We start from the raw sequence: 24,908 nt of genomic DNA on the forward strand, positions 1-24,908 counted from the left end.
GATCGACCAGTGCGCGACTGCGAAAAGAACGGCGCTCACAAGCACAGCGGTACTCTTACGCCAGCGTTTTTGCAGAAAATCCGGAAGCCAGGCGCGAAAGAAAATTTCCTCGAAGATACCGCTCAGCAGAAAACTGAGAGCCGTCCAGCTGAGCGGATACGATCGGATGAAGTGCTGACTGTCATAAAGCGGTTCGAGCAGCGGGTCCTGGACCAGATGAAATTCCAGCAGCAGCCACAGCACAAGGCTGTTGACCAGCCAGATCACGGGCAGAAGCGCGAAGGCCCTGAGGGCGTGATGACGCCTGACCCACTGTCTGGGCCGACCGTAAAGCGTCCAAAGGCTGGCGCATTGAAGGGCGATCAGGGCCGCGCTCATCGCTTCCATGCCATGGATAAAGGGCTTCAATTCCCATTGTGGATAGACAAACATCCGCAAAAACGGATGCAGGACGATCCAAAAGAGAAGGTTGACGATCACCCAAGCCGGATGCTGAAACACAAAAACCTGACCTCTTCGACGTGACAGGAAGAAGCCGAAGCTAGCCTGTTCCAAAGGTCGCGGTCAAGCCAGGGGACCATGGTGGAAAACGAAATTTGAGTTTACCGGGACGGATGCGAGGCAGGCCTGCGTCCCGCCCAGAGTCGGCCTTGCTATTCGCCACTGGCCGAGGCTGGAGGGGGGTTCGATAGGGCTTTACGGTTGGCACTGCGGCGTTTCAACCAGCGGACCAGATAATAGATACCCACCACCAGAAAGATCACAGCCAGCACGATTTTGAATTGCTTGAAATAAACGAGGATATGCTCCCCATAGAACGCCACGAGCAGAACCTGAGTGGGGACCGAAATTCCCGCCGCAAGGGCGTCGACCATCACAAATTTCGCCGTACTCAGGCCCATCATGCCGCAGGCGAAGTGCCCAGGAAACCTGAGACCCGGCGTGAAGCGGAAGGCTCCTGCCGCCCACATTCCGTACTTCTTGGTCCATATGGCAACGTCGTCCATGCGGGCACGGAAGCGAGCAGTGTAGCGTGAACGTAAAAATTGACCGCCAAACCTTCGTCCCAGGAAAAAGACGAGGCAGTCCGAAAAAATAACGGAGAAGAATGCGACGCCCGCCGTCACGTAGGGATTGACCGCGGTGGCACCGACATAAGGTGGTGGATAAAGATCGGGACGTGAGCCGATGTAACAGACAAGGCCCGCACTCACGAGCGTGATTTCTTCAGGCGCGGGCAAACCAAAACCGGACGCCAGCATCAACAAAAATATAGCGCAATAAATCAGAATGGGCTGATAAGCATATTGAGTGAACCAATTCAGCAAATCCTGTTCCGAAAATCCCATTCACTTTCCCTCTCACGCAGCTGTCGACACCAGATCAGCCCTGGAGAGGGCCATCGGTTTGGCATCAAATAGGGTCGAACCCACAGGAACCGACAGAGATATCACATTCTGTCGCAAAAAGTTAGAGTTTCCTCGCAGGTGCAGAGGCCTCAGCATATTGACCCATCGGCATATTTTGAAGGGACTGAAGTCCGAACTGCGCATGGGAAAGGGATTCATGCTTACCCTATCTTAACATTCTGACTTTAAGAATATTATGATAACAGTCTCCAAAACTGCCGCGCACAGCCGAGCTTACGTGCATCCATCAAGAACTTGCGTTTAAATACCGAATTGTATAAATAGAACTGGACCTTGAAGAAGGAGTCCCCAGTCGGCCCCAACGCCGACGCCTTATGCGTCACTGATTTTCCTCAATAGTATCGCTTGCCTGAGCTTGATTTTTCATCGAGTTCACAAGCCTATTTTGACGAAATTACAAGGGACGCATATGATACAGATTCTCAATCTGTCGTTTGCCTATTCAGACGAATATCCACTGTTTCACCAATTGCATTTGAATCTTGCCCGCGCGCGTCACGGTCTTGTTGGACCCAACGCGGCCGGGAAAAGTACTCTCTTGGCTTTGATCGCCGGGCAACTCGCACCGACGGCCGGTTCCATTTTTTATGAAACAAGGGACCTTCAGTATGTGTCGCAGCTCGACGCCCAGACCTGCGCGGAAACCACTGACCTTAGTATGATCCGCACAGGGCGCAGGATTCAAACAGATGAGGCCAGCGTGGAAGACTGGACCTTCATGGAAGAACGCTGGCCCATCTATGCGGCGATGGAGCAGAAACTTCAGGAGTGGGATCTCAAGGATTTGGATTTTTCCCAAAGCCGAACCTTCAGCGGCGGCACCTGGCAGCGGCTGCGACTCGCTCTGGCCCTGGCTTACGAGGAAAGTTTCCTGCTGCTCGATGAACCCAGCAACCATCTGGATCGCGAGGGGCGGCTGAAGCTGATGGCCGCCTTGCAGAAACATCGTGGCGGCTGTCTGGTGGCGAGTCACGATCGTGAGCTCCTCGGCTGCATGGATCTGACGCTCGCGCTGGAAGCAGGCCGCGTCCAGGTTTACGGTGGACCCTATGATTTTTATAAGGCTGCCTATGAGGAACAGCAGGCTTCTTTCCAGGCGGCCTGGAAAGAAGCCCGCCAGGAGCTGGACAAGGCCCAGGACACAGCGCAAAGAGTGCGGGAAAAACAAACCAAAAAATCCGCGCAGGGTTATAGAAATCGCGAAAAGCTCGGCCTGCCACGCATCGCCTATGGCCTGCGCCGCATGCAGGCGGAAGCGACCAGCGCCCGGCTGGATGGGCAGCACGAGGAAAAAATTGCCCAGCTCCAGGAGCAGCTGCGTGAAAAAGCTCAAAAGCTGATCGAAAAACCGGAACTGCATTGCGACGCCAAGGGCACAAGGCGGCCGGGCGATCGTCCGCTTTTGGCCCTGGATCGGCTGCAGCACCGCTGGTCCGAGGCGGACCTTTGGGCTGAGCCTCTCTACCTGCAGCTGGCGGCCGGGGAGCATGTGGCCATCATCGGGGATAATGGCTCCGGCAAGAGCACGCTTTTGAAAATCATCATGGGTCAGATCGAACCCAGCGCGGGCAGCATTCACCGGCGTTTTCGCGAGGCGTTTCTGCTCGATCAGGATCTTGGCATGCTGCCGCGCGCCCAGAGCCTGCTTCAGATCTGGGAGGATCCTGTTTACCTGGCGGATGCCGGTTTACGGCGAACCATTGCCGCCCGGCTTGGTTTGAAAGCGCGTGAAGCGGAAACACCGCTGGAACGTCTGAGCGGGGGCCAACGCCTCCGAGCAGCCCTGGTTCTTCTGGCGACGCGGGTCACGCCTCCGGATTTGATCCTGCTCGATGAACCGACGAATCACCTGGATCTCTTCGCTCTCGAATGCCTGGTCGCAACGTTGCGGGCGCTGCCCGCCAGTCTGATTGTTGTCACACATGATTTCCGCTTTTTGGAGGATTTGGCGGTCCACCAGCGCTTCGAATTGGTCAGAGCCCGTTGAATCTGCTAACGTATGGAAAACAGGTGAGTGATCTATGAGAACGTGGAAGAGACTGTTCGGTTCGTCATGCGATTTGGCTATTGATCTCGGTACGGAAAATACCTTGATTCAGTCCCGAAGCCGTGACGCGCAGACCTGGAATGAACCTTCGATCCTGGCCTACGCGTGGAGGCCGGATGGTGCCCGCGTGCCCTGGGCTGCAGGCCAGATGGCTTTGCGCATGGAAGGCCGCACCAACGAAGCCATGGATACAGTGAGGCCCCTGGAGGACGGCGTGATCGTCCATCTTCAGGGCGCTGTGGATATGCTCCGTATGATGGTGCAAAGCAGAATCCGCATGCCGCCGGATCAGGTGCTCATTTCCTTTCCTCATGCGATCACTCCGATTGAAAAACTCGCCTTTCGCGATCTGGCCCGCTCTTTGGATCCTGAGCGCGTGCTTTTGGTGAAGGAACCCCTGGCCGCCGCCGTGGGTTCCGGCCTGGATATTCTGCGTTCTCATGGTCACATGATCGTGGATCTGGGCAAGGGCATCGTCGAAGCGGTGGTCATGGTCCAGGGCGAGGTCGTGGCGGCGAGTTCTTTGCGCCTGCACGGTCGCACAGAGAATGAGCGTCTCGAACATTACATCAAGGAACGGCATGGATTGCTTTTGGGGCATGCGACCCTGGAAGATATGAAACGTCGACTGCATCTGAAGCAGGCTGATGAAGTCCTGAGCATCAAGGGCCTGTCTTTGACCACGGGCCTTCCGCAAAGACTGGACCTGCGGGTTCAGGAACTTCTGGAGATTTTGGACCCCTATATGCTCGCGATCGTTTCCTGCATTGTGGAAGCCTTGGAACAGACGCCCGTCGAGCTGCTCGGTGATATCATGGACCGCGGCATCCGCCTCACGGGTGGCGGAGCCTTGTCGCGGCATGTGCTCCTGGGTCTGGAACGCAATCTTCCTTTGAAATTCATTCCCGTCGCTGAACCCCTGCAGGCCGTGGCTTTGGGCAACCTTTCCATCCTTGCTGATACGACCCTGCAAAGACAGCTCTGTTCATGAGCGTGGCCGGGCAAACTTTGCCTCTTCATGAAAAAAAAGAGGCGCCGATGGACAGTGGGTCACGTAAGGAATAAACATGCGCGTCATCTCCCTCAGCATTCTCCTCTTCAGCATGCTCCTCGGAACCCGCATGTCGGCGGCGCCCATTGCTGTGCAGGGTGGAGTTGATTTGAGTGTGGTCGACTGGCAGGAAGAGCCTATCGTACCCCTCAGCGGAGAATGGCAATTCTATTGGAATCAGCTGCTCACTCCCGATCAGCTGGCGGCCAACGCAGGGAAGCTGACAGGCTACCTGTCGCTGGAAAATCAGTGGTATAAAACCGCGATTCCCGGCGCGGACATAAGCCGTTGGGGAAGCGCCACTTATCATGTGCGCCTTTACTTGAACGAGCCCAAGGAGCTGATGCTCGCCGTCCCCATCCTGAACAGCGCCTCGAGGATATGGATCAACGGGGAACTGATGCAGGATCTTGGAACTGTGTCCTTGACTCAGGAAGGCGGCAGCGCAGGTGTGCGCCCGAACCAGATTCGCTTTTCGGGCCAAAAGGGTGAAAACACCCTGACCCTTCAGATTTCCAATCATCATTTCTGGTACGGTGGATCCTCGCAGCCTTTGCGCATCGGTCTGCCGGATGCCTTGCACAAAGAAGCGCTGCGCGCGACGATTCAGGACGCGCTGAGTTTCGGCTTCATTCTTTTCATGGCTATCTATCACATCTACATTCGTTTCCTTCTGAAGCGCAGCAACGGTGCGCTCTATTTCGGGCTGCTGAGCTTGGCTCTTGCCGTGCGCATGGGATTCGTAGGCGAAGGTCGCATTTTCTACCAGATCTGGCCGGGCGTGCCCATGGAACTGCGTTACCTTGTCGAGTATCTTGGAGTGTCGTGCGGCACGGCCTTCGTCATGGCCTTCTATCGGGAACTTTATCCGCATGAGGCGCCCAGGTTCCTCTATCTGCCGTCTATCTACATCGCGTCGGCCTGGGCCGCCTTCATCGTCGTCGCCCCAGCCCGCTATTATCCAGGCTTTTTGGAGCTCTTCCAGATCATTATCCTTCTCAGCGGCCTGGTTGCGATCTTCACGGCCGTTTGGGCTGCAAAACGTCGCCGGGATGGTTCCCGACTCCTCATGGCCAGCAATCTTCTTTTCTTCGCCACGGTCGCGCATGACATTCTCTATCATCATCGCATTCTGAATTCGGTGCCCTTGATTCATTATGGACTCATGAACCTGATGATCAGCCAGGCTTTGATTCTGGCCCAACGCTTCGCTCGCACATTCGATCGAGCCGAGCGGGCCGAGCATGAAGTCACGAAGCTGAATCAGGGTTTGGAGCAGAAAATTCTGGAGCGCACCGAGCAGATCAACACCATCCTGTCCCATGTCCGCTCGGGCTTTCTCCTCGTCGATCGGAATTCCTATCTGCAGACGGGCTTCACCTCGTCCTGCGAGACGATTTTGAATCGCTCCCTGAAAGTCGGGGTCTTGCTGCCGCAGCAGCTCGGCTTCGGCAATCGCCTTGAAATGCAGTTCATGCTGGCCATTCAGCAGATCTTCGATTCAGACCTGCCGACTGAAGTCGCCATGCAGCAGCTGCCCACGCGCTTTCCGATCGACAGGCGCATGATCGGACTGCAGGCGGCCGCGGTGAAGTCGCGGGAAAAAGGCCAGGTGACGGCCGTGCTGCTCACCATCAATGACGTCACCGATCTGGTCGCGGCCGAGGAAGGTCTGCGCCGCGCGGATATCCTGATTCATATTCTGGAGGATCAGGATGCGTTCCGCATTTTCCTCGCCGATTTCAAAAAGGATCTGGAGGCTGCCGCCCATTCCGTGACGCAAAAGGATGCGGTTGCTCTTCATTCCATCATTCATACGATGAAAGGCAACGCCGCAAGCTTCAATCTGGATGATTGGGTCGCGCGGCTGCATCTGCTCGAAGACAAATCGCCCATCACGCTCGCGGACATCAAGAGCGTCGCGGATCATGTCCGCAGCTTTTTAAAGCAAAGCGAAGGCATACTGCACCTCGACTTTGATCAACCTCTCCGCAGCTCCTTCAGCGTCGACCAAAGCGATCTGAATGCGCTGCGGGAAACCCTGGAGCCGGTCGCTTCGCCTTCGGCGCTGAAACGCCTGGATTCCTGGTCGCGATCCGTCAAGGCCCTGCCTTTGAAGAGTTACACGACCCCTCTGGGCCCCATGGTCCATCGCGTGGCGGAGCAACTGCAGAAGAGCGTGACCCTTGTGGTAGAGGGCGCCGATATCAAGGTTGATAACGGCTTCGCGCCGCTGCTGACAACGCTGCCGCATCTGATTCGCAATGCGCTCGTGCATGGGATCGAGGATCCCGAAGACCGCGGGAACAAACCGGCCCAGGCGACCATAGCTTTACGATTCTTCTCGCTGCCGGACGGTGCCTTGCGAATCGAAATCTCGGACGACGGTCGGGGTTTGGATGTCGAGCAGATCCGTACGCATGCTGTCAGCCACGGGCTTATCCATACGTCCCATCCTTTGAGTGAAAAGGAAACTATGGAGCTTATCTTCCACCCGAACTTCTCGACCGCGGAGCGCGTGACGGAACTGGCAGGACGCGGCATGGGCCTTGCGGCTGTGGCAGCTGCCGTTCAGGAACTGAATGGTCACTATGAAGTTCGGAGTGAAAAGAATCAGGGCTTTCATCTGCAGATCGTCTTGCCACCCCCGCATGCCACGCGCCTCGAACGGGTTGTCTGATCAGGCGCTGGCTGGAAGAGGCTGGCTGTTTCCGTGATGCAATTCTGTGAAATAGAAACAGTTGGCCTGCTCATCATCGCGAATGGTCTGCTGCACCGAATCCACATCAAAGCGTTGGAAGAGAACCTGAAAATTCGGGCTTAGCATGCTGAAGATGCGGGCGTCGATCACCAGCAGATTGCCGGTCAGGACCAGCTGCCTTAAAGCACCCTTGCGCAATTTTTCATAGCGATCCGCCAGGATGATGCCACGGCCGAACATATTGTATTCCACGACGCCGGCCGAAGGATAGTAGGCCTCGACTTCGCCGAAGACGATAGAGATCGAAGCCAAAGGCGGCTTTAAAAAGCCATGGCGCAAGGCTTCGGCGTGAAAATTCTTCGAAAACTGCATCGCCAGTTTCATGGCAAGGTCAGCAGGATTCTCGCCATTCGGCGTTTGGAAAGGAAAGCCGACGCTACAGAAAAAGCCGTCGCCCACTTCCTTGAGACGATAGGCGCTGGCCTGCATCTTCTTTTGATTGTAACCGGCCAGCATATCGCGATAGCAAAGTGCGAAGGTATCATTCAGGAATGCGCGGGCTTTGTTGCGGTCAATCTTCGAACTGCTGATGGTATCGAAGGCGATCACACAGGCCTCGCTTTGGCCCGTGGGCATGGTCTGTTCGAGATTCGAACCGTTTTTAATGAGTTCGATCTGATGCGGATAGATGATCTTTTCGAGCTGGCTGTAGCTATGCGCCTTCGAGGCTTCTTTCTCCACCAGTTTTTTGATGAAGATCTCGCGTTCGGCCGTGGATCTGTTCTGCAGATAGTTGTAGCGCTCCCCCAAGGCCAGCGAGAGAACCAGCCCTTCGATGGCAGCCCCAAGGATCTGCGCCCAGGTCGTGAAAAGGTTGATGGGCAAAAGTCCAGCCGTCTTCAGCGCCATCACCCCTGACGCCATGAGGAGCACGGCCCAGCCGGCCGTGTAGTAGATTGCCGGTCGATAGCCGCGCAGACTGGACCAGATCCCAAGACCGAGAAGCAGGAGCGAGGAGGCAATAGTCAGGAAAACCACGAAAGCGGAATCCAGACGATAGGGCAGAAAGAAGCCGGTCAGAAGACTGCTTGCTACAAAAAGCATCACGATGCGGACCAAACGCGCAAGCTTCGGATGAAAGGCTTCGAGATTCAGAAAATGTGCGGCGAAGCTAAAGGCGAACGTCCAGGCGATCTTCACCGACACATGCAGGCCTTCGTTCCAGTAAAGGACAAGGGCCTCGCTGCTGCCCACCAGGAAGATACGGCTGACGCCGGAAAAAATAATCTGGACGCTGAGGAAGGCGAGAAGATAAATCACATAGTGCAGATAGACTTTGGACTTCATCGAGAAATAGAGGAAGAGGTTGTAGCAGGCCAGGATCAGCAGACTGCCGAGGAGGACGGCGACGAAGACCAGTTCCTTGTTAACCTTATTGAAGTAAGGCATGGGTTCCCAGAGGTCGAATTTACCGCTGACCAGGGCCGAGTTTTTCACCTTGATATAAAGTATATTCTCGCCAGGCTGAAGGCGCAGGCTGAAAACCGGATTGCGACTGTGGGCCACGGCTCCGTCCGACGCGACGCGATCCCCGGCGGTCATGATTTGGATCATCTGACCCTTGTGCTGCAGATGAACAGTGATTTCGTCGGTCAAGACATAGGGATGATCGAGGAGCAGTTGAAAACTTTCATGACTGCGGTTGATGAGGACGGTCCGAATCCATAGGGCGCCTTTTACATAAGGCAGGGATGAGGCATGATCAGACGTGGCTTTCCAGCCGCTCGCGCGCAGGACCTGCGCAAGGTCCATAGCGCCTTCCGTATCAATCTGATACTCGCTTTGATTCCAGATATCGAGAGCGGCCAGCTCGTTCTTCGCAGGCACGACGATGGGTTCCGCGGACAGTCGTGACGCCAGCAGAGTGAGGACGAGCAGCATAATGTTTGTTATTAAGCCCATTTTCCCTCTCGTGCAGGGCGCATCGGCATTCAATGGGGAATCTTAATAACTCAAAGCACTTTTCACCTTTTTTTGAGTTCTTACCTAATGGAATGAACGATCACTCCGCTTGTCATAGTTAAAAACTATTGCTAATTTCATTATCATAGCGAATACCCATTCGATGGAAGGCAATGGAGGGCCTTGCTTTGATGAAGTCATGGATGCGTTTGAAGTATCATCTGGAAGTGGCCATGCCCCTGACGATTGCAATTTTTGCAGCGGTGCTGGCGATCAATGATCTTTTTGCCGGAAAGTATGGATCGGACGAGATCAAGGTCAGCAATATGCGCAACAATTCCTATCAGTGGTATCAGAGCAAAGGCATCAAGAGCACGATCGTCGAAGGCCAGGTGGACCTTCTGCAGGTGCTGTTAGGATCAGGCAGCATCGCGGCGGATAAAAGGGAGGACATGCAGAAGCTGGTGGGGCAGCTGCAGGCCAAAGTGCGAAAATATGAAAGGGAAAAAACCGAGATTCTGATGGGATCCCGGCAAATTCCAGAGGATCAGTGGATCCAACCAACGGATGGAAAGCTCGGACTGATCGTCGGGGCCAAGGAATATGATGGCTATCTGGAATCGCTCGACAGCGCGGGCAACTTTTTTGATATCGCCTCGATGCTGTTTCAGCTCTGCCTCGTGACAGGTTCGGTTGGCATCATCATCAGTCGTCCTGCGATGAAGTGGGCCTTCTTTCAGTTTACTGTTTTCACGGGAGCGGTCGGACTTTTCCTGAGTGCGGGCGGGCTCTGGATGGCGTCTCTGGTTGTGGTTTAACTAATTGATTTTTATTCATTATTGGGAATTTCACCGAAAGGTAAGGTTTCCACGCTCCACTCCTCCGTGCGTTGCACCGAATGCAGTCCGAATGTGCGACCTCATGGAGGAGGAATCTCATGCAAGGATTGTGGCTCACATTGGTTTTTGGTCTGCTGCTGCCCGGCTGCGCCAATGAAAAATTTCGCGATCAGGTCGAGCAAACCCGGACCCAAGCCGTCGATGCCGCCGGTACCAGCGCGGATCAGCCCACAGAAAAAGATGCCGCCGAGGCCACGGCCAGCATGCCTGCTGACGTTACGGAAAGCACCGCGGATGGCGAGAGCAGTCCGATGCCGAAGCCCATCTTTGCCGACTGCGAGACGACTCCTGACCGGCCAATCGTCGGCGATCTCTACCAACTGCATCCTGATACCAAAGCCCTGCCCGATTTCAAGAAGATGAAGGCGATCAAAAAGATCTGCCTGTCCCAGCTTGATATCAAGACGCGGAATTTTTCCGAAGGCTTTCCCGGCGTGGAAAAACTGTTTGAGTGGTTCGCCCTTGATATGCGTTTTGCGGTGAACGTTCCGCGTTCGGGAAAATGGGAATTCAAGCTGGTCGCCGATGATGGCGCCATACTTTATCTGGACCAGGACAAGCTTGTCGACAATGATGGTCAGCATGAAACGCGGGAAAAGACGGGACGCAGCAATCTGTCAGCTGGTGTCCATAATTTCCGTGTGAGTTATTTCCAGGGTCCGCGCTATAATATTGCGCTGGAGCTTTACTGGAAAGGCCCTCAGGATACGGAATTCACCTATATTCCAGCCACCAGCATGATTCGCCCGGACGCGTCCCTTGCGAGCGGCATGGAATAAAAGGCCCCAGGGGCCGGTTTTAGACCGGCTCGACCTTCAGCCCCTGGATCGAATAGATCGGCAGCTCATCCCGATAAAGCAAACCATCCGCCGTCAGCTGATGCCTGGCATCATCCGCATTTCTGATGTCAAGCGCCAGCGTGATCGTCGCCGAGCGTGGTGGGACCTGGCCGCGATAGGTCCAGCTGTGCCGGGAATCCGGACTGATGCGCCAGGACTCGACCTCAGGCCAACGCTCATGGGCGGCCGCCTTCAGCGTTTGAAGAAGAGCTTCAAGACCCAAAGAGCCTGGCATCACAGGATCCTGATAGAAGTGGGCGTCGAAGAACCACTCGTCCGTTCGCACTGTTTTTTTACCGAAGACCCGCTGTGCATCCTTCACTTCAATCGCATCCACCATGAGGATCGGTGAACGCGGCCAACCCTCGCCTTCCGGATAGACTGTGCGGGCTGGATTCACTTCTTTCCAAGGCGCCACATGCCGCAGACCGATCTGCTGCGCCAGAGCCTCGGTCGTGAAGTAACCGAAGCTGGTGGAACCTTCATAAACAGGCCCCTCGGCGTTGCTGACGGCGAAGGTATAATCCTGAATGATCATGGATCCCGAGCGGGCGATCTTGGTGCTCTTCACATGAATATGCAGGGTACCGGATCCCCGGCGCACGCTCTGATAAAGCTTCGCATCCCCCGAGAGGTTGCGGAATGAAAGATCCTGCTCACTCAGTAGCGCCGAGCCCATGTAGGCGGCCATGAATCCGCAGGGCTGCAGCGCGATTTCCAAAAGGACGGCGAAAGGCATGGTGCCGTTCCCTTCGGCCTCCCAGTACCAGGCGTCAGCCGGAGGATCATAGGCGGCCACGAGTTCGGTACCGACATGCTGCTGCATGAGGGGACCTTCCACCCATTCCACCCGATCCAGAAATTGAAAGGGGGGTCGCGGAAGACGGGCAATGCGTCTTTGCTCATCGAAGATTTCATAGGCCGGGCCAAAACAATCCGAAGGTTTGCCGCTGGAAAAGGCCAGGATGTTTTCGTAGGTGTAAGCAGGTGCAGGCGCGTGCTGCTGCCACAGCGCTTCCAGCGACTCGCGGCTCTGGCCCGGAACTTTCAGACAGATATTGGTGATATCCACAATGGGTTTATCATCGGCATACATAAGGGCATCACCGATGACATAAGGTTCAGGTCCGTAACCCATTTCCTTGATCTCGACTTCATAGGTCACCTTCCGCGTGCTCGCCAGCACCTGGCCACGGCACTTGAGCTGCGAAACGATACCAGGGATGGGTTCAAAGCTGAAGCTATCACGCGGACCCACCCAGCCCATGCGCATCAGATATATGCGCAGGGTGTGCAGACAGCATTCATACATCAAAGTCCCGGGCATCACCTCGTCATCAACGAAGTGGCAGGTCAGAAACCAGTCATCGGGGTGAATATCCGCTTCACCGATGATGCGGCCTTTGCCATAGCGTCCGCCGTGAACCTGCAGTTCAGGAATGCGATGCACAAGACGCATATCGCCGCCGGGAAGACGCTTGGGAGCATCGAGCTGAAGTCGCGCGAAGTCCTGACCAAAACAGGCCGCGTAATCGCCCGAACGCAAAGCATCGAGCTGAGCGTCATCGTAGGATGCGTCCGCAACCGGCACCAGAGGTTTATAGCCGCCGGTCCATCGGCCGGCTGCGGGTGTCAGCTGAAGCTGGCTCCGTTTCACCCCGCGACCTTCCGCAAGGGCCTCTTCGGTGAAAAAGCCCGCGCAGCCGTCGGTCATGGTCATCAGAGGCTCGCCGTCGACGGTGGCTTCGAAGTTGAAGTGGAAGAAAAGAGTTCCGCCCTGTTCGAAGAAACGTTTGATGCGAATATGATAACGAACTGTGCTGCCGATGGCGGGCAGACGATTATGAAAACAGACCTTCGCATCGAGGAGTCGATAGACGGCCTGGCCTTTGGTTTTGAAATCAGCGCCCAGCCATGCGGAAAGCATAAGGTCCGCCTGGCCGGATTCGACTGCGATACTGGTCGGCATGCGGCCGTCGTCAAGGTACCAGGCATCGGCGAAGACATCGTGCTCGGTGATCATGAAGCCTTCACCCAGAGAACGCGGTTCACCTTCGATGCTCATCACCCGATGGCAAAGAAGGAGTCGTTCATCGGGCAGGCGGACACGGGTCGGGTAGCTGTCGACTTCGGCGAAGTCGGGGCCGAAAACCGGGGCGATCCTGCCTGCGGCGAATTCCTTGCACGCGGCATAATCGAAGAGTGCCGGGGCTGTGTTGAATGGTTCATGGACCCAGCGAGGGGTGTCGGGGGCTTCCGCTTGCGCGAAGGAAGGAATCGTAGTTTTTTGCAGAAGGTTTTGCAGGAGCGCATCGCCTTCGACCCTATAGCGAAGGAAGCTCTCGTGACTGGCCGCGACCTGTTTTTGATGATCGAGAAGCTGCTGCCAAAGAGCGGACGGGGCCGGCGCATGCGACGGCTGATAGTCTGCAGCGTTGCTATCGGTCAGCGCGTGGGGCTGAAATTCCGCCACGTCTGTATCAGGGGGCGGGAGGGGCGGCTGATATCCCGTTTCACCCAGTCTCACCTCAAGATCACGCCGTTCAATCACAAGACCCGGTTTTTGCGGCAGCTGCTTCATGCGCAGCGGAGCCCCCTTGCGCAGAAGGCGCAAGGTTCCCAGCTGCTGATCACTGCCGACAATTCTCCATTCCTGACTGGCTTCCGAGCGCCACGCGGGATTTTGCAGTTCCTCAATGACATCAAGAAGCGCCGTCGCGCTGCCTCGATAGTTTGCAACGCGCGGGGCTTGGGAGGATGCTCCGGGCTGCCGTGCGTGAAGATGCACGCTTTCAATTTCCGCAAGAACGGGAAGTCCCTGGGAAGCTGCCCATTCGGCATCAGCCAGCACCATGGCGGCGACGCTATCGACAGCGACATCCATTTGTATTTCACCAAGCTTTTGTCGCAGGGCAAGCTGCGCACGCCCCCGGGCACTGCCGGGCATATCAACCGCAAAAACCAAAGCCGCCGGCGTTTCTCCACGAGCGACCGCGGATTGAGCCAAATCCAGGGCTTTCAGGCCGGAGTTTTCCATGGCCGAAACGGTGAAGGAAGGCCCACCCAAACGCGCTTCGCGGGCAATGCGGGACGCCACGATACTGCCGAGCGCTCCGATCACACGATCCGCATTCAAAGGCGGGATCAGGGCATTGGCGGCAGCGGCGTCACCGTCAGCCTGCAGCGCCCAGCGGCAGGCGTAAAGATTGGTGACGGGATCAAGTTCCAATCCAACCACGCAGGCCATCTTTTGCAGGATGGCATCATCCCACTCGGGAAGATCGAGTTTGCGCAGAGCCAAAAGACTGTATAGCTGCTGCGGAAGGATCTCGTTCAACTCGGTCGGCGGAATGCGGAAGAGTCCATAGGGAATCGCCGCCCGCGCGAAGGCGTCTGCGGCGACAGCGTCCGCTTCCTCGGGAAAATGTTCAAACGTGAAATCGCTTGCATCCAGCTGCGCGGCGGCAATGATCGCCACTTTTCGCAAGCCAGGGGTGGCAGCGGGTTGCGTTGCGTAGGAGTGACCATCAACCGCTTTTTCCAGGAGAAGATGCGCATTGATTCCGCCGAATCCAAAGCCACTGATGGCTGCACGTCGAAGGCCATTGTCAGCTTGCCATTGTTCTGGATTCTGCAGCACGCGAAAATGCGGCCGCTCTTTATTCCAGCTGGCGGGAAGTTTTTCAAAGTTCGCGGTAGGCGGCAAAACACCTTCCTGCATGGCCATCAGAATCTTCGCCAGCCCTGCGGCGCCGGCTGCCGTTAGCATATGACCCACGTTGGGTTTGACAGAGCCGAGCACGCAGTGCGCATTCAAGGGAGCATCAGACCAGAGCTGCAGCAGAGTTTCCCACTCCGTCTTGTCACCCAAGGGTGTGCCGGTCGCGTGACATTCAATCATCTGCACATCCTGCGGCTGCCATCCGGCTTCGGCATAAGCCGCCTGCATTGCGCGCAGCTGACCTTCCGTGGATGGTGCCATCAAACGACCTTCACGATCATTGGACAAGCCCGCACCGCGAATGACTGCCCAGATATGATCACCATGCTGGATCGCATCGTCGAGTCGCTTCAGAACGAAAATGCCGGCGCCCTCGCCCACCATAAGGCCGTCCGCTTTTTCATCAAAAGCATGGCACAGCCCTTTGCGGGAGAGAGCCTGGAGCGCTGTGAATCCGACCTGCGTATAAAGGCTATCCGGCCGACTGAGACCTCCGGCCAGCACGCAATCCATCTGCCGTGATTCCAGAGCATCACACGCGAGTTTGATCGCATAAAGCGAAGACGCACAGGCGGCATCAAGGGTAAAGGATTCTCCGCCCAAACCAAGGGCACGCGCGAGCACGGATGCGGGTAAAGCCGCGGGGGAAAGATTCCAGCTTTGAGATGCAGCCTTCGCATCGGAGGTCCGCATTTTTCCGCGCAGCCAATCCGCGGCCATCGCTGCGGAACTGGCGGTCGGCAGGGCAATATTCCCAAGGATGACCGCGCAGCGCTGTCGATCGAGGTTTTGATGCCGTGATCCAAAGAAGGCATCGCGTCCGGCTCCCAAGGCAAGGTGAAAGAGCGGATCCAGAGCCTGCATGACCTCCGCATCTATTTCCAAACCCACAGACGATTCCGTTTGCTGCTCCAGCGCGTAAACGCGATCGTGCGTAATACGATCCTCGGGATGCTGCTGGAAATATGCGGCGGGCAAAGGCCAGCGGCCTTCGGCCACGGGGCGACCCAAATCACGACTATCCACGATATGCTGCCAGAATTCTTGAGCGGTGCGCGCTCCCGGCAGACGAAGACCCATGCTGACTATGGCGATCGACATTATATGGCTCCGATTCCAGGCTCAGTGGAGCCCAGTTTGGTCTGGCGAAAGGCCTGTGAAAGTCCGGCATCGAGCACGGCTTCCACATCACGGAAATGCATGACCACTTCATCATGTTCATTGATCAGATCCGCATCGGCTATCAAACGCAAGGCGTCTGCGCGGCGAACCCTCAGCTGCAGGCGGCATTTTCCCTGCAAAGGCTGCAGGATCTCCAGCCATCCGACCTGGGCTGGCAGACAGGGTTTGCCTTGCTGCAGGGTGGACCATATGATCGCCGCCTGAAAAACAGCATCCACGACTTCCCCGGAAATCAGCCACGACGCAGGAAGGCCAACGCGCGCCCATTCCGCAGGTTTATGCCCCAAAGCAAGCGTGGCATCCACGCCTTGAGGCGCACAGCTTTGCAGACTTTCAATCAGGTGCAGATCGTCACCGTGGAACAGAATCTCGGGATAGGGATTCAGCCCCTGATAAAGGGTATCGGCCGGCAAAGGCGCGGCTGCGGGGATGGCGTCCTGATTGTCACGCGCACCCATGTGCACCTGGACTTTGGCATGACGCAATTTTTTATGCTGCGAGGAACGGCTGCAGAGAACGATTTCAAGCGACAGTTGCCCGACCGGAGAGACCAGTTCAATCCAAACCGGAAGGCTTTGATCAGCATCCAGAACGATGCCCTTCCAAACTTTAAAATCGCGAAGCTGAAGGATGCCGAGCTGCGGCTCCAGATTCTGAGCTGCCGCGGCCATCCATTCCAAAAGCAAAGCCGCAGGGACGACCGCCCGTTGTTTGATAATATGATCCAGCAGAACGGGCACGGACTCGATGCTGATCGTAAAGCTGGCCAGCGGCTGAGGTGCATGTTCCAGTTTGCCGAGCGTTTCACCATGGGCCAGGACCACGAGTTCATGAACGCTATCCTGAGGATGGGCTATCGCACGATGCACAAGCGCGGCGCCGGCTTCAAGGGGAATGGTGGCCACGCCTTCCGCCGCGAATATTTTCTTCAGGCCATCATTCACCATACCGCCGGACCAGGGGCCCCAATTGAAGGCGAGTCCATGACAGGCCGAATACTGCGTGCTGAGATACTGGGCGAATTTATTGAGGGCTTCGTTCGCGACACCATAGGCCACCTGCCCTTTCCGTCCCAGGCGCGCGGTGGAGGACGAGAAGAGCAGGGCCCAGCGGAGGCCTTTTTTCGCGCATTCCTCGATATACGGCAGGACGCGGAGTTTGGTGTCGAGCACTTCGAAAAACTCTTCGTCCTTCTGATCCAAAATCCACTTATCACGAATAACACCTGCGCCGTGAATCACGCCCACGGGATGACCGTGATTCTGCCACAGATTTTGAAAAGCCGTGCGCAGATCCGCGTCCCGGCTGACGTCAACTGCTTCATAGACGACCTGGGCACCAAGGTCTTCGAGGCCACGAATGGTGTCACGCAATTCCCGCTGCTGAATGACCTGCCGATAGGCGCCTTCCAGGTCACGCGGATTGGCGAGTTCAGGATTCATCTGCAAAAGAGCCCGTTTCAGTGCAGCTGGTTCGTTCAAAGAATGAAGGGCCTCGGGTTCATCCGCACCAAGCGCGGTGCGTCCCCAGATTACGAATTTGGGTTGAAAGTCTTTGGCGAGTGGAATCAAAGACGCGGCTGTCACACCACGGGCTCCGCCGGTGACCAGGACAAGGTCTCCGGGCGCCATCGCCTGTTCGGCCGCAGAGTTTTGCGGATAGAACTGATCGTGAAGATTCAACTGAAAGAGCTGATCGCGGCTGATGCCGAGTTCCACCGGACCTTTCAGCAAAAGACCATCGAGACAGCGCATGGCCGCTTCGATGCCGTCGGTAAAATCGCGCCCCAGATCCAGGGCGCGGGCATGCATACCCGTCCACTCTTCCTTCACCGTTTTGGCTAGCGCACTCAGAGCGCCTCCAAAAACTTGCGAGCTTGTCTGCAGACCATCCAAACCAAAGCGTCCGCCATTGCGTGTGACAACAGCAAATAGACTTTGATCAGGCTGGGCGTTAAGCGCAGGACCGCAGCGACGCAAAAGCCGGAAGGCGTGACCGAGCCAGCGCACGGGCGGCATTTCGAGTTTCAAGGGGGCCAGGAGTATAAGGCCATGCAAGACCTCGGGCACCTGCAGACGATCAGCCTGGGCCAGTGAAACAAGGCGGGCCTGAAGGCCGCGCTCCTGCAGTTTCAGCATGATATTACGGGCCAGATTGCTGCCGTCGTCGCCGATCCAGACTTCCGTGCCGGCCAGCCAGGAGCGAGCCTGGCCATCAGGAGTGAAAACTTCAGCTTCCAGTCTTTGCAGATGGAGGGCATCGAGGGGATCAGCGGCTTCCTCTTCAAATTCCTCGGCGTCCAGAGCATCAGCCAGGGTAATCACCCTGGCCGCGGCCGTGGCACCCGCCCGCGCGGGTTCTAGCGTTTCATTTGTTGAGGTTGTGACTGGATTTTTTTTTTTGCTCAGATCCCAGTCTGCGTGTCGGTGATCCGGTTCGAGCAGCGATTGTTCCGCCAGCTGCTCGGCATCACCGAGGCCTTCCCGTGCGAGCTGCAGAAGATCGCTTACGGTTTCCAATGCACCGACCTTGTCCTGGGTCGCACTCTGCAGACCAGGAATCATTTCTGCGAGGCCCGAGAAAATTTCGACCTTTTTGATCGAATCGATGCCAAGGTCGGATTCAAGGCTCATGGACGCCGTCAGGACTTCCTGAGGATATCCGGTTTTATCGGCCAGGATTTGATAAACGAGTTCTTCCGCGCCGCTGCTCATGATTTTGGTCAAGGGCGAGACGTCATCGACAGGTTCCGCCTGGGCCGGTCCACCGAGCATTTCGAAAAGATCGGAAATGCTGCGCAGCCGATTCAGTTCGTCAGCGGCAAGTCCGTTCAATTGCGGCAGGCGTTCCTGGATCACGGAAAAGATTTCGACTTTTTTGATGGAGTCGATGCCAAGGTCGGCTTCGAGCTCCATGCCCGGCTGCAGCATGGAGACGGGAAATCCGGTTTTCTCGGCGACGATTTCCAGAATGGTCTGCTGATCCTGGGCGGACGAAGATGCCGCCAAGGCTACAGTACCAGCCGCCCAAGCGCCGACGCGCGCGTCTTTTTCGTACTGCGTTTGTGTCAGTTTCAGCAGGTCGCCGATTGTCTGCAGTTCACCCAGACGACTGGCGTCGGCTTCCATATGCGGATAATGGCTTTGCAGCTGCGAGAAGATTTCCACTTTCTTGATGGAGTCGATGCCAAGGTCGCCTTCAAGATTCATATCGGCTTTCAGGAGTTCTGCCGGGTATCCAGTGCAGCTCGAAAGGACGTCATAGACCTGCTTATCATCAGCACCAGCCACCTGAGGCGCAGGAGATGACTTTGGAGCGGGTTGAGGCACCGACGCCGTAACTTTCGGCGCTGGAGCCGCCGCGACAGGAGCAGCAGGCGCTTTCACCGGGGGAGTCGGTGCAGGCATGGGCGACCGCACAGCTTGTGGTGCTGGGGCAGTAGCTTGAGCAACCGAAGGCCGTGCCGGAGCCTGTGGCGCGGGCGCAACCGGCCGAGCTGCTGCTTGTGGGGCTACGTAAGGTGCTGGAGCCGGCATGGATTCGCCGCTCATCAGACCATGCAGGAGCGATTGGAATTGTCTTTGGTTTTCCAGGAAGAGAGTATGCGCATCGGCGGTTTTACGCTGTATGTCGTGCATGTCCTGCATGATTTTTTCAAGACGCTGCCAGGAATCATTGGATGAAGACATGGTACCCTCTTGTGGAAAACGATCTTTCGATTCATGACCGACGCCGGATGGGCGCGAATGTTTTTGAGATGACATTATGGTAGCCGCCGTCCCGGATATGCCCGATCCGTTGACCCGCGATGCCGTGGACGCCGCCGTCCCGGATGTGCTCGATCCGTTCACCCGCGATGCCGTAGATGCAAAAGTCTCGGGCCTGCTGGAGCCATTGAATCGCGATGCAGCGGACGCAACCACCTCGGGTTTGCCGCGCGATTCAGCGGATGCCAACGATTGATTTCCGTAAACTTGCGATGGCGCGAATGCAGCCGTCTGCGGCGCCGAACCCGATCCCGCCGTTTGATTTCCGTAAGCACGCGCTGAAGCCGCTGCCGGCGCAAGGCTTTGCGCGGGTTCGGGCGCAGCCTTTGCAACTGCCGCCTGCACACCCGCAGTCTTCTGCGGATTGCGATAATTCGCCCCGCTAATCATCACCGTAAAATTCTTCTGCTGCGCTGGCACCGGAATCTGTGCCCCAGCATCCCAAACCTCCAGCTTCACTGGATACCCAAGACTCGCGAGCTGAGCCAGCAGCTGCCCGAAGCCAAGAAGACTCGATGAGGCCTCGGCATCCAAAGAAAGACAAGCCCCCTCACCGACTGCCGCCTTAAGGAGACCATTCAATTTCTTCTGCGGACCGACTTCAATAAAAGTCCGCACACCATCCGCCTGCATCTGCCGTAGCATATTGGCAAAACGCACAGGCTGCGCCAGCTGACGACTCAGAGTCAGCTTCCGCTCCTCATCTGCCTCAGGATAAAGCGCTCCCGAAAGATTCGCATAAACCCGCGCCTGAGCCTTCTCAAACCCAATACCTATCAGCTCCTGCAAAAACGCATCCGCCGCAGGCTCCACAAAACTCGTGTGAAACGCGGTACTCACTTCCAGGCGCCGCGATCCGATCCCGGCTTTCTTAAACGCAGCCGCAGCCTTCTGACAAAGCTCCGCATCAGCCCCCAGGACCACCTGCTTATCCGCATTGAAGTTGGCCCATTCCAGCTGGAGCCCGTTCTCGTCCAGAACTCTCCGAATATCCTCTTCACTGGCCATCACAGCCAGCATCGCACCATTGGGTTTCCCCAGCGCCTTCATCAAACGCCCGCGTTCATAACTCAATCGCAAAAGATCCGCGCGCTGCACAACACCCGCGGCCTGCAAAGCCAGAAGCTCTCCATAGGAATGACCGGCAACAGCATCCGGCTTCACACCAAAACGGGCTAGAACCTCGGTCAAAGCCGAACCCAAAGTCCCAAGAGCGAGCTGCGCATAACGTGTTTCCGTCAGCTGCTGACGCTGCTCCTTCTGCATCGTTTCATCAAAGGCCTGACCCGGATAAATGCGATCTGAAAGCCGCAGGGCATCCGGCTCCACGCTCTGCAGCACCTCGTTCGCCTGCTGCAAACTCGTCAAAAATTCTGGAAAAAGACAGCTCAGCTCGCGAAGCATCCCCGGTTCCTGCGAACCCTGACCCGCATAAATAAAGGCCAGCTCCCCAGGCACCGCGCCCTGACCATGATAAAGCCAGGCCGGAGCCGCCCCATCCGCAGTTTTCAGATAATGTTCGGCAGCCGCCAAACGCTCCTCCAGCTGCGCCTTGCTCCTCACCACAAAAGTCAAACGCTCCGCAGCATCACTTGCAAACTGCGCGCGCAGATGACGACCGAGCCCGCGGGCACACAGCCCCTTCTGCAAAAGCCCACTCGCACCCTGCACCGCTGCCAAAAGTCCGGCTTTACTGTCCGCAGAAAAAGCCAGCAGCTGCACCTCGGGATCCCAATCCAAAGCCGTTTTCTCGGACTGAAACTCCTCCAGCACCGCATGATAATTACTGCCGCCAAAACCAAAGGCACTGACAGCGGCCCGGCGCGGACTATCTTTTTGCCCCACCCAGGGACGCGCCTTGTCACTCAAAATAAACGGCGAGCCCACCAGCTTCGGATGCGGCTCTTTCACTTTAATCGTCGGCGGCAAAACTTTGTAATGAAGGGCCATCACCGCCTTGATCAAGCCCGCAGCGCCGGCCGCGGCCTTGGTGTGACCAATCTGGGATTTCACGGAACCGAGCTGACACCACACAGCGTCAGCATCCACCTCGCGATAAACGCGAGTCAGCGCCTCCAGCTCCACACCGTCACCAACCTTGGTGCCTGTGCCATGGCCTTCCACCAGCTCAATGGATCGCGCGCTCACACCGGCCTGTTCATAGGCGCGATGCAGGGCCTTGGATTGCCCCTTCGCACTCGGCGCGTAAATCGCCTGGCCCTTCCCATCCGAACTCGAACCGACCGAACGCAGCACCGCATAGATGCGATCACCATCCCGCTCGGCATCGTCCAGGCGTTTCAGAATCACAGCGCCCAGACCTTCACCCAAAATCGTTCCATCGCCTTCCGCATCATAAGGTCGAGCCGACCCCGTGGGCGACAGCGCAGGCGTCTTGCTGAAGCACATATACATAAAGATATCGTTGAAGGTATCCATGCCGCCGGTGATCACCATATCCGCGCGGCCTGATTCCAACTCCATGGCGGCCAGATGCACAGCGGCAAGCGAACTCGCGCAAGCGGCATCCACCACGCTGTTCGTTCCGCCCAGATCAAGGCGGCTCGCAATACGGCCGGCCACCACATTGCCTAAAAGCCCTGGAAACGAAGCCTCCTGCCACGGGACATAGCCCGCAGAAATCTCATCCATCACCTTTTGGGCCTGATCCGCAGGAACACCCGCCTTGTTCAGCGCCGCCTTCCAGATCGGATGACCGAGCCGCGCGCCCAAGGGAATCACCAGTTCGAGCGTGCCGGTGACACCGATCACACAGGACACCCGATCGCGATCAAAACTGCGTTCGGGACCATAACCCGCATCGACCAGGGCTTCATGCGCACAGACCATGCCGAGCAGCTGGGTGCTGTCCGTCGCTTCAAGCGCGGTCGGCGCGATGCCGAATTTCAAAGGATCAAACGCATAGGGCTTCAAAAAACCGCCGGTCTGCGCGTAGGTATGATCCGGCTTTTTGGGATCGGCATTGAAGTAATCATCAGGACGCCAGTGAGTCAAAGGCACCGGGCCAATGGCATCGTGGCCCTGCTTGATCCTTTGCCAGAATTCATCAAGACCCTGGGCATCAGGAAAGAGACAGCCGACACCGATCACAGCGATATCAGTTGATTTCCGGGAGGAAGCAGGCCTGGTTTCAAGAACCATGTCGGATCACCTTCTAGAGGAACTTGGAGCCTATCCGAAAACCCCCGGATATGCTTCGTTGACTTCGTCGCTCCGCTGCTCATGAGCGGACGCAAACTCCGCTGCTCGCTTCTTGTCGGCTTGCCTTCCGGGGTTTTCGGATAGGCTCTTAATTTTTTCGCGAGTTAAATGGCACCGTGCAGGCGTTCCTGCAGTTCCGCATCTGGCAATGGCCGCAGAAGATCATCCTGCGCTGCCAGAAAACGGCCTTGAAGAGCTGCGAATTGCACGCGTTGCAACACAGCTGCGTGATATAAAAGATTCCAGGCCACGCTTACCGCGCGGCGTTCCGTGGGCGCCTGCAGACAGGAGCCGCGCACCCAATCATTAAAAGCCGGCATCGCCGGACCGCACCAGATCTGATAGTCGATCCGCCGTTCCGCATGCCCCTGCGTCGCCCAATGCGAAGCCTGCCCCAGATAGGACCGGAAGAGAAGCGACATTTTGTGTTTCGGATCCCGAGCCGCACGTTCAATCTGTTGCGGGTCACGGGTTTGAAAGTAAGCTTCGGTGCTCTGCCAAGCGGCGGTCAGACTTTGCCGAAAGAAGCTATCTTCCAGCACCTGACGATCCTTCTCGGGAATCTGCTCCAAACTTGCATACTGCCGATAAAGTTCATAAAGGCGCTGGGCTCGCATGGCAAACATGGTGCCGCGTTTCAGAACCTGGACTTTCACGCCCATCTCAAACATATCGGCCGCTGGCGCCATCATGATATCGCCCTGCTGGGTTTCCGCCAGCATCTCGCGCACCGCAGAACTGGTTCCCGATTCCACACAGGCCTGATTGATTGTGCCTGTCACAACGTAAGCCGCGCCCATGGCAAAGGCTGCAAGCGCCGCATGCGGCGTCGCAATGCCACCAGCAGCCCCAACGCGCAGGCGCATCGGCCAGGCGAAGTCCGTTTCCATCTGCTCTTTCAAAGCCAGCATCTGCGGCATCAAAGTCACGAGCGGTCTGTTATCCGTGTGCCCACCCGAATCCGCCTCGACAGTAAGGTCGACAGCCATCGGAATTTTACTGGCCATCTCCCGCTCATCGACCGTAATCAAGCCCTCTTTGACGAGTTGATCCAGCATAGCCGGTGGGGGCGGCGCCCAAAATTGACGAGCCACTTCCACGCGGGAAACCTTGGCAATAATATGATGTCGGGCTTCAATCGTACCGTCTTCGTTGCGCCGCAATCCCTTGACACGATAATAAACCAAGGGCTTGCTGAGGCGCATGAAGGCCGAAGCTTCGATTAGGCGCACGTCCTTATCAATCAGAAGCTGCGCCAGTTTCTGTTCCAGAGCCGGTTCGGAAGGACTATGAATAAAGTTCACAGCAAAGGTGCGTGACCCGAGCCTTCCTTTCAACTCATCAATAGCAGCTGTCACGCGCTCCAAAGGCAAACCTGCAGCCCCATAGGAGCCCAGCATGCCTGCATCCGCCAGAGCCACGACAAGGTCGACGCTCGCAATTCCGTGCGCCATAGCTCCCGCCATATAAGGCAGGCGCAGACCATGCTCGCGGCAGAATTCAGGATCACCGAAATCACTGAGCCTCAGCGGAGGCACGAAGGCCTTCCGTCCATCAGGACGCGTCCAGGCCACCTCGCTGCTGAGGCGACTCAACTGGTTACGAAAATCTAGATCGTTGTGCATCCTGAAAATCCTTATACGCCTCGCGCCCTCTGACAGACCGGAGTGAGCAGCTCGTCATAACGAAAGCAGTTTTTTATGACGATTTCGGGTCGTAAGCGACGACTTTTCGCGGGACCCTTCAATTTTCCCAGTCAGTATGGGAGAAATGGCGCGCAGTGGCGCGCCACAAATGTGAGAAAAGAACTTCAGAGTGTTGGGCTCGCGTCGGCACTACGTGTTGTGGGCGTACGGGCATAACGAGTCAGTTCAAGTCTTGGTTTCACACGCAGGCAATCATCGTTCTGAAAGAAAAGAAGCGTGGAATCCTGATCGTGGACAACAAAACGAACGTGAGCCAGATTCAGTTCGATTTCCCGACCAGGCAAGAGATCTTCATGAAAATTGCTTTCCGTAACTTTAACTTTGATCAGTTCGATCATGAACGGCTCTCCAGAAGTTTGGGCTCATTATCCCATCGCCTTC

At 56.6% G+C, this 24,908-nt stretch carries 12 protein-coding genes; 5 read left to right on the forward strand and 7 right to left on the reverse strand.

Translation table 11 applies throughout. The annotated features are described in order from the left end of the window. Positions 1-501 (reverse strand): CPBP family intramembrane glutamic endopeptidase (locus VFO10_RS26350; RefSeq protein WP_325144998.1); only part of this gene is annotated, 501 nt, incomplete at its 3' end. Positions 502-653: 152 nt separating this feature from the next. Next, on the reverse strand, positions 654-1,349 hold the full coding sequence (locus VFO10_RS26355; RefSeq protein WP_325144999.1) for a DedA family protein: 696 nt from the start codon (positions 1,347-1,349) through the stop codon (positions 654-656). Between the two features lie 490 nt (positions 1,350-1,839). Between VFO10_RS26355 and VFO10_RS26360 the strand changes: the two genes are divergently transcribed. From VFO10_RS26360 to VFO10_RS26370, 3 genes are all read left to right on the forward strand, one after another. Beyond that, complete coding sequence (locus tag VFO10_RS26360; protein WP_325145000.1) at positions 1,840-3,417, forward strand: ATP-binding cassette domain-containing protein; 1,578 nt, start codon at positions 1,840-1,842, stop codon at positions 3,415-3,417. Between the two features lie 34 nt (positions 3,418-3,451). Then, positions 3,452-4,468, forward strand: a complete 1,017-nt coding sequence (locus tag VFO10_RS26365) for a rod shape-determining protein (RefSeq protein WP_325145001.1) — start codon at positions 3,452-3,454, stop codon at positions 4,466-4,468. A gap of 76 nt (positions 4,469-4,544) precedes the next feature. Beyond that, on the forward strand, positions 4,545-7,208 hold the full coding sequence (locus tag VFO10_RS26370) for a 7TM diverse intracellular signaling domain-containing protein (RefSeq protein WP_325145002.1): 2,664 nt from the start codon (positions 4,545-4,547) through the stop codon (positions 7,206-7,208). Here VFO10_RS26370 and VFO10_RS26375 read toward each other — a convergent pair whose 3' ends face one another. Further along, a complete protein-coding gene (locus tag VFO10_RS26375; protein ID WP_325145003.1) occupies positions 7,209-9,191 on the reverse strand; it encodes a 7TMR-DISM family protein in 1,983 nt (660 codons plus the stop codon). Positions 9,192-9,382: 191 nt separating this feature from the next. On the opposite strand from VFO10_RS26375, the gene VFO10_RS26380 reads away from it, so the two are divergent. Beyond that, complete coding sequence (locus tag VFO10_RS26380; protein WP_325145004.1) at positions 9,383-10,009, forward strand: DUF4337 family protein; 627 nt, start codon at positions 9,383-9,385, stop codon at positions 10,007-10,009. Positions 10,010-10,128: 119 nt separating this feature from the next. Continuing rightward, positions 10,129-10,869, forward strand: coding sequence for a PA14 domain-containing protein (locus tag VFO10_RS26385; protein ID WP_325145005.1), 741 nt, complete (start codon positions 10,129-10,131; stop codon positions 10,867-10,869). A 19-nt stretch (positions 10,870-10,888) separates the two neighbouring features. On the opposite strand, the gene VFO10_RS26390 is transcribed toward VFO10_RS26385, so the two are convergent. The 4 genes from VFO10_RS26390 to VFO10_RS26405 form a co-directional block, all read right to left on the reverse strand. Next, positions 10,889-15,751: a beta-ketoacyl synthase N-terminal-like domain-containing protein gene (locus VFO10_RS26390; protein WP_325145006.1), complete on the reverse strand. Its 4,863-nt coding sequence runs from the start codon at positions 15,749-15,751 to the stop codon at positions 10,889-10,891. Further along, positions 15,751-22,761: an SDR family oxidoreductase gene (locus VFO10_RS26395; RefSeq protein WP_325145007.1), complete on the reverse strand. Its 7,011-nt coding sequence runs from the start codon at positions 22,759-22,761 to the stop codon at positions 15,751-15,753. Before VFO10_RS26395 ends, VFO10_RS26390 begins: the two co-directional genes overlap by 1 nt. 164 nt (positions 22,762-22,925) lie before the next feature. Beyond that, a complete protein-coding gene (locus VFO10_RS26400) occupies positions 22,926-24,446 on the reverse strand; it encodes a PfaD family polyunsaturated fatty acid/polyketide biosynthesis protein (RefSeq protein ID WP_325145008.1) in 1,521 nt (506 codons plus the stop codon). Positions 24,447-24,631: 185 nt separating this feature from the next. Beyond that, the gene (locus VFO10_RS26405) at positions 24,632-24,865 is read right to left on the reverse strand and encodes a hypothetical protein (RefSeq protein WP_325145009.1); all 234 of its coding nucleotides are present in this window, start codon (positions 24,863-24,865) and stop codon (positions 24,632-24,634) included. Positions 24,866-24,908: the final 43 nt, after the last annotated feature.

Source organism: Oligoflexus sp. (assembly GCF_035712445.1).
GTDB lineage: Bacteria > Bdellovibrionota_B > Oligoflexia > Oligoflexales > Oligoflexaceae > Oligoflexus.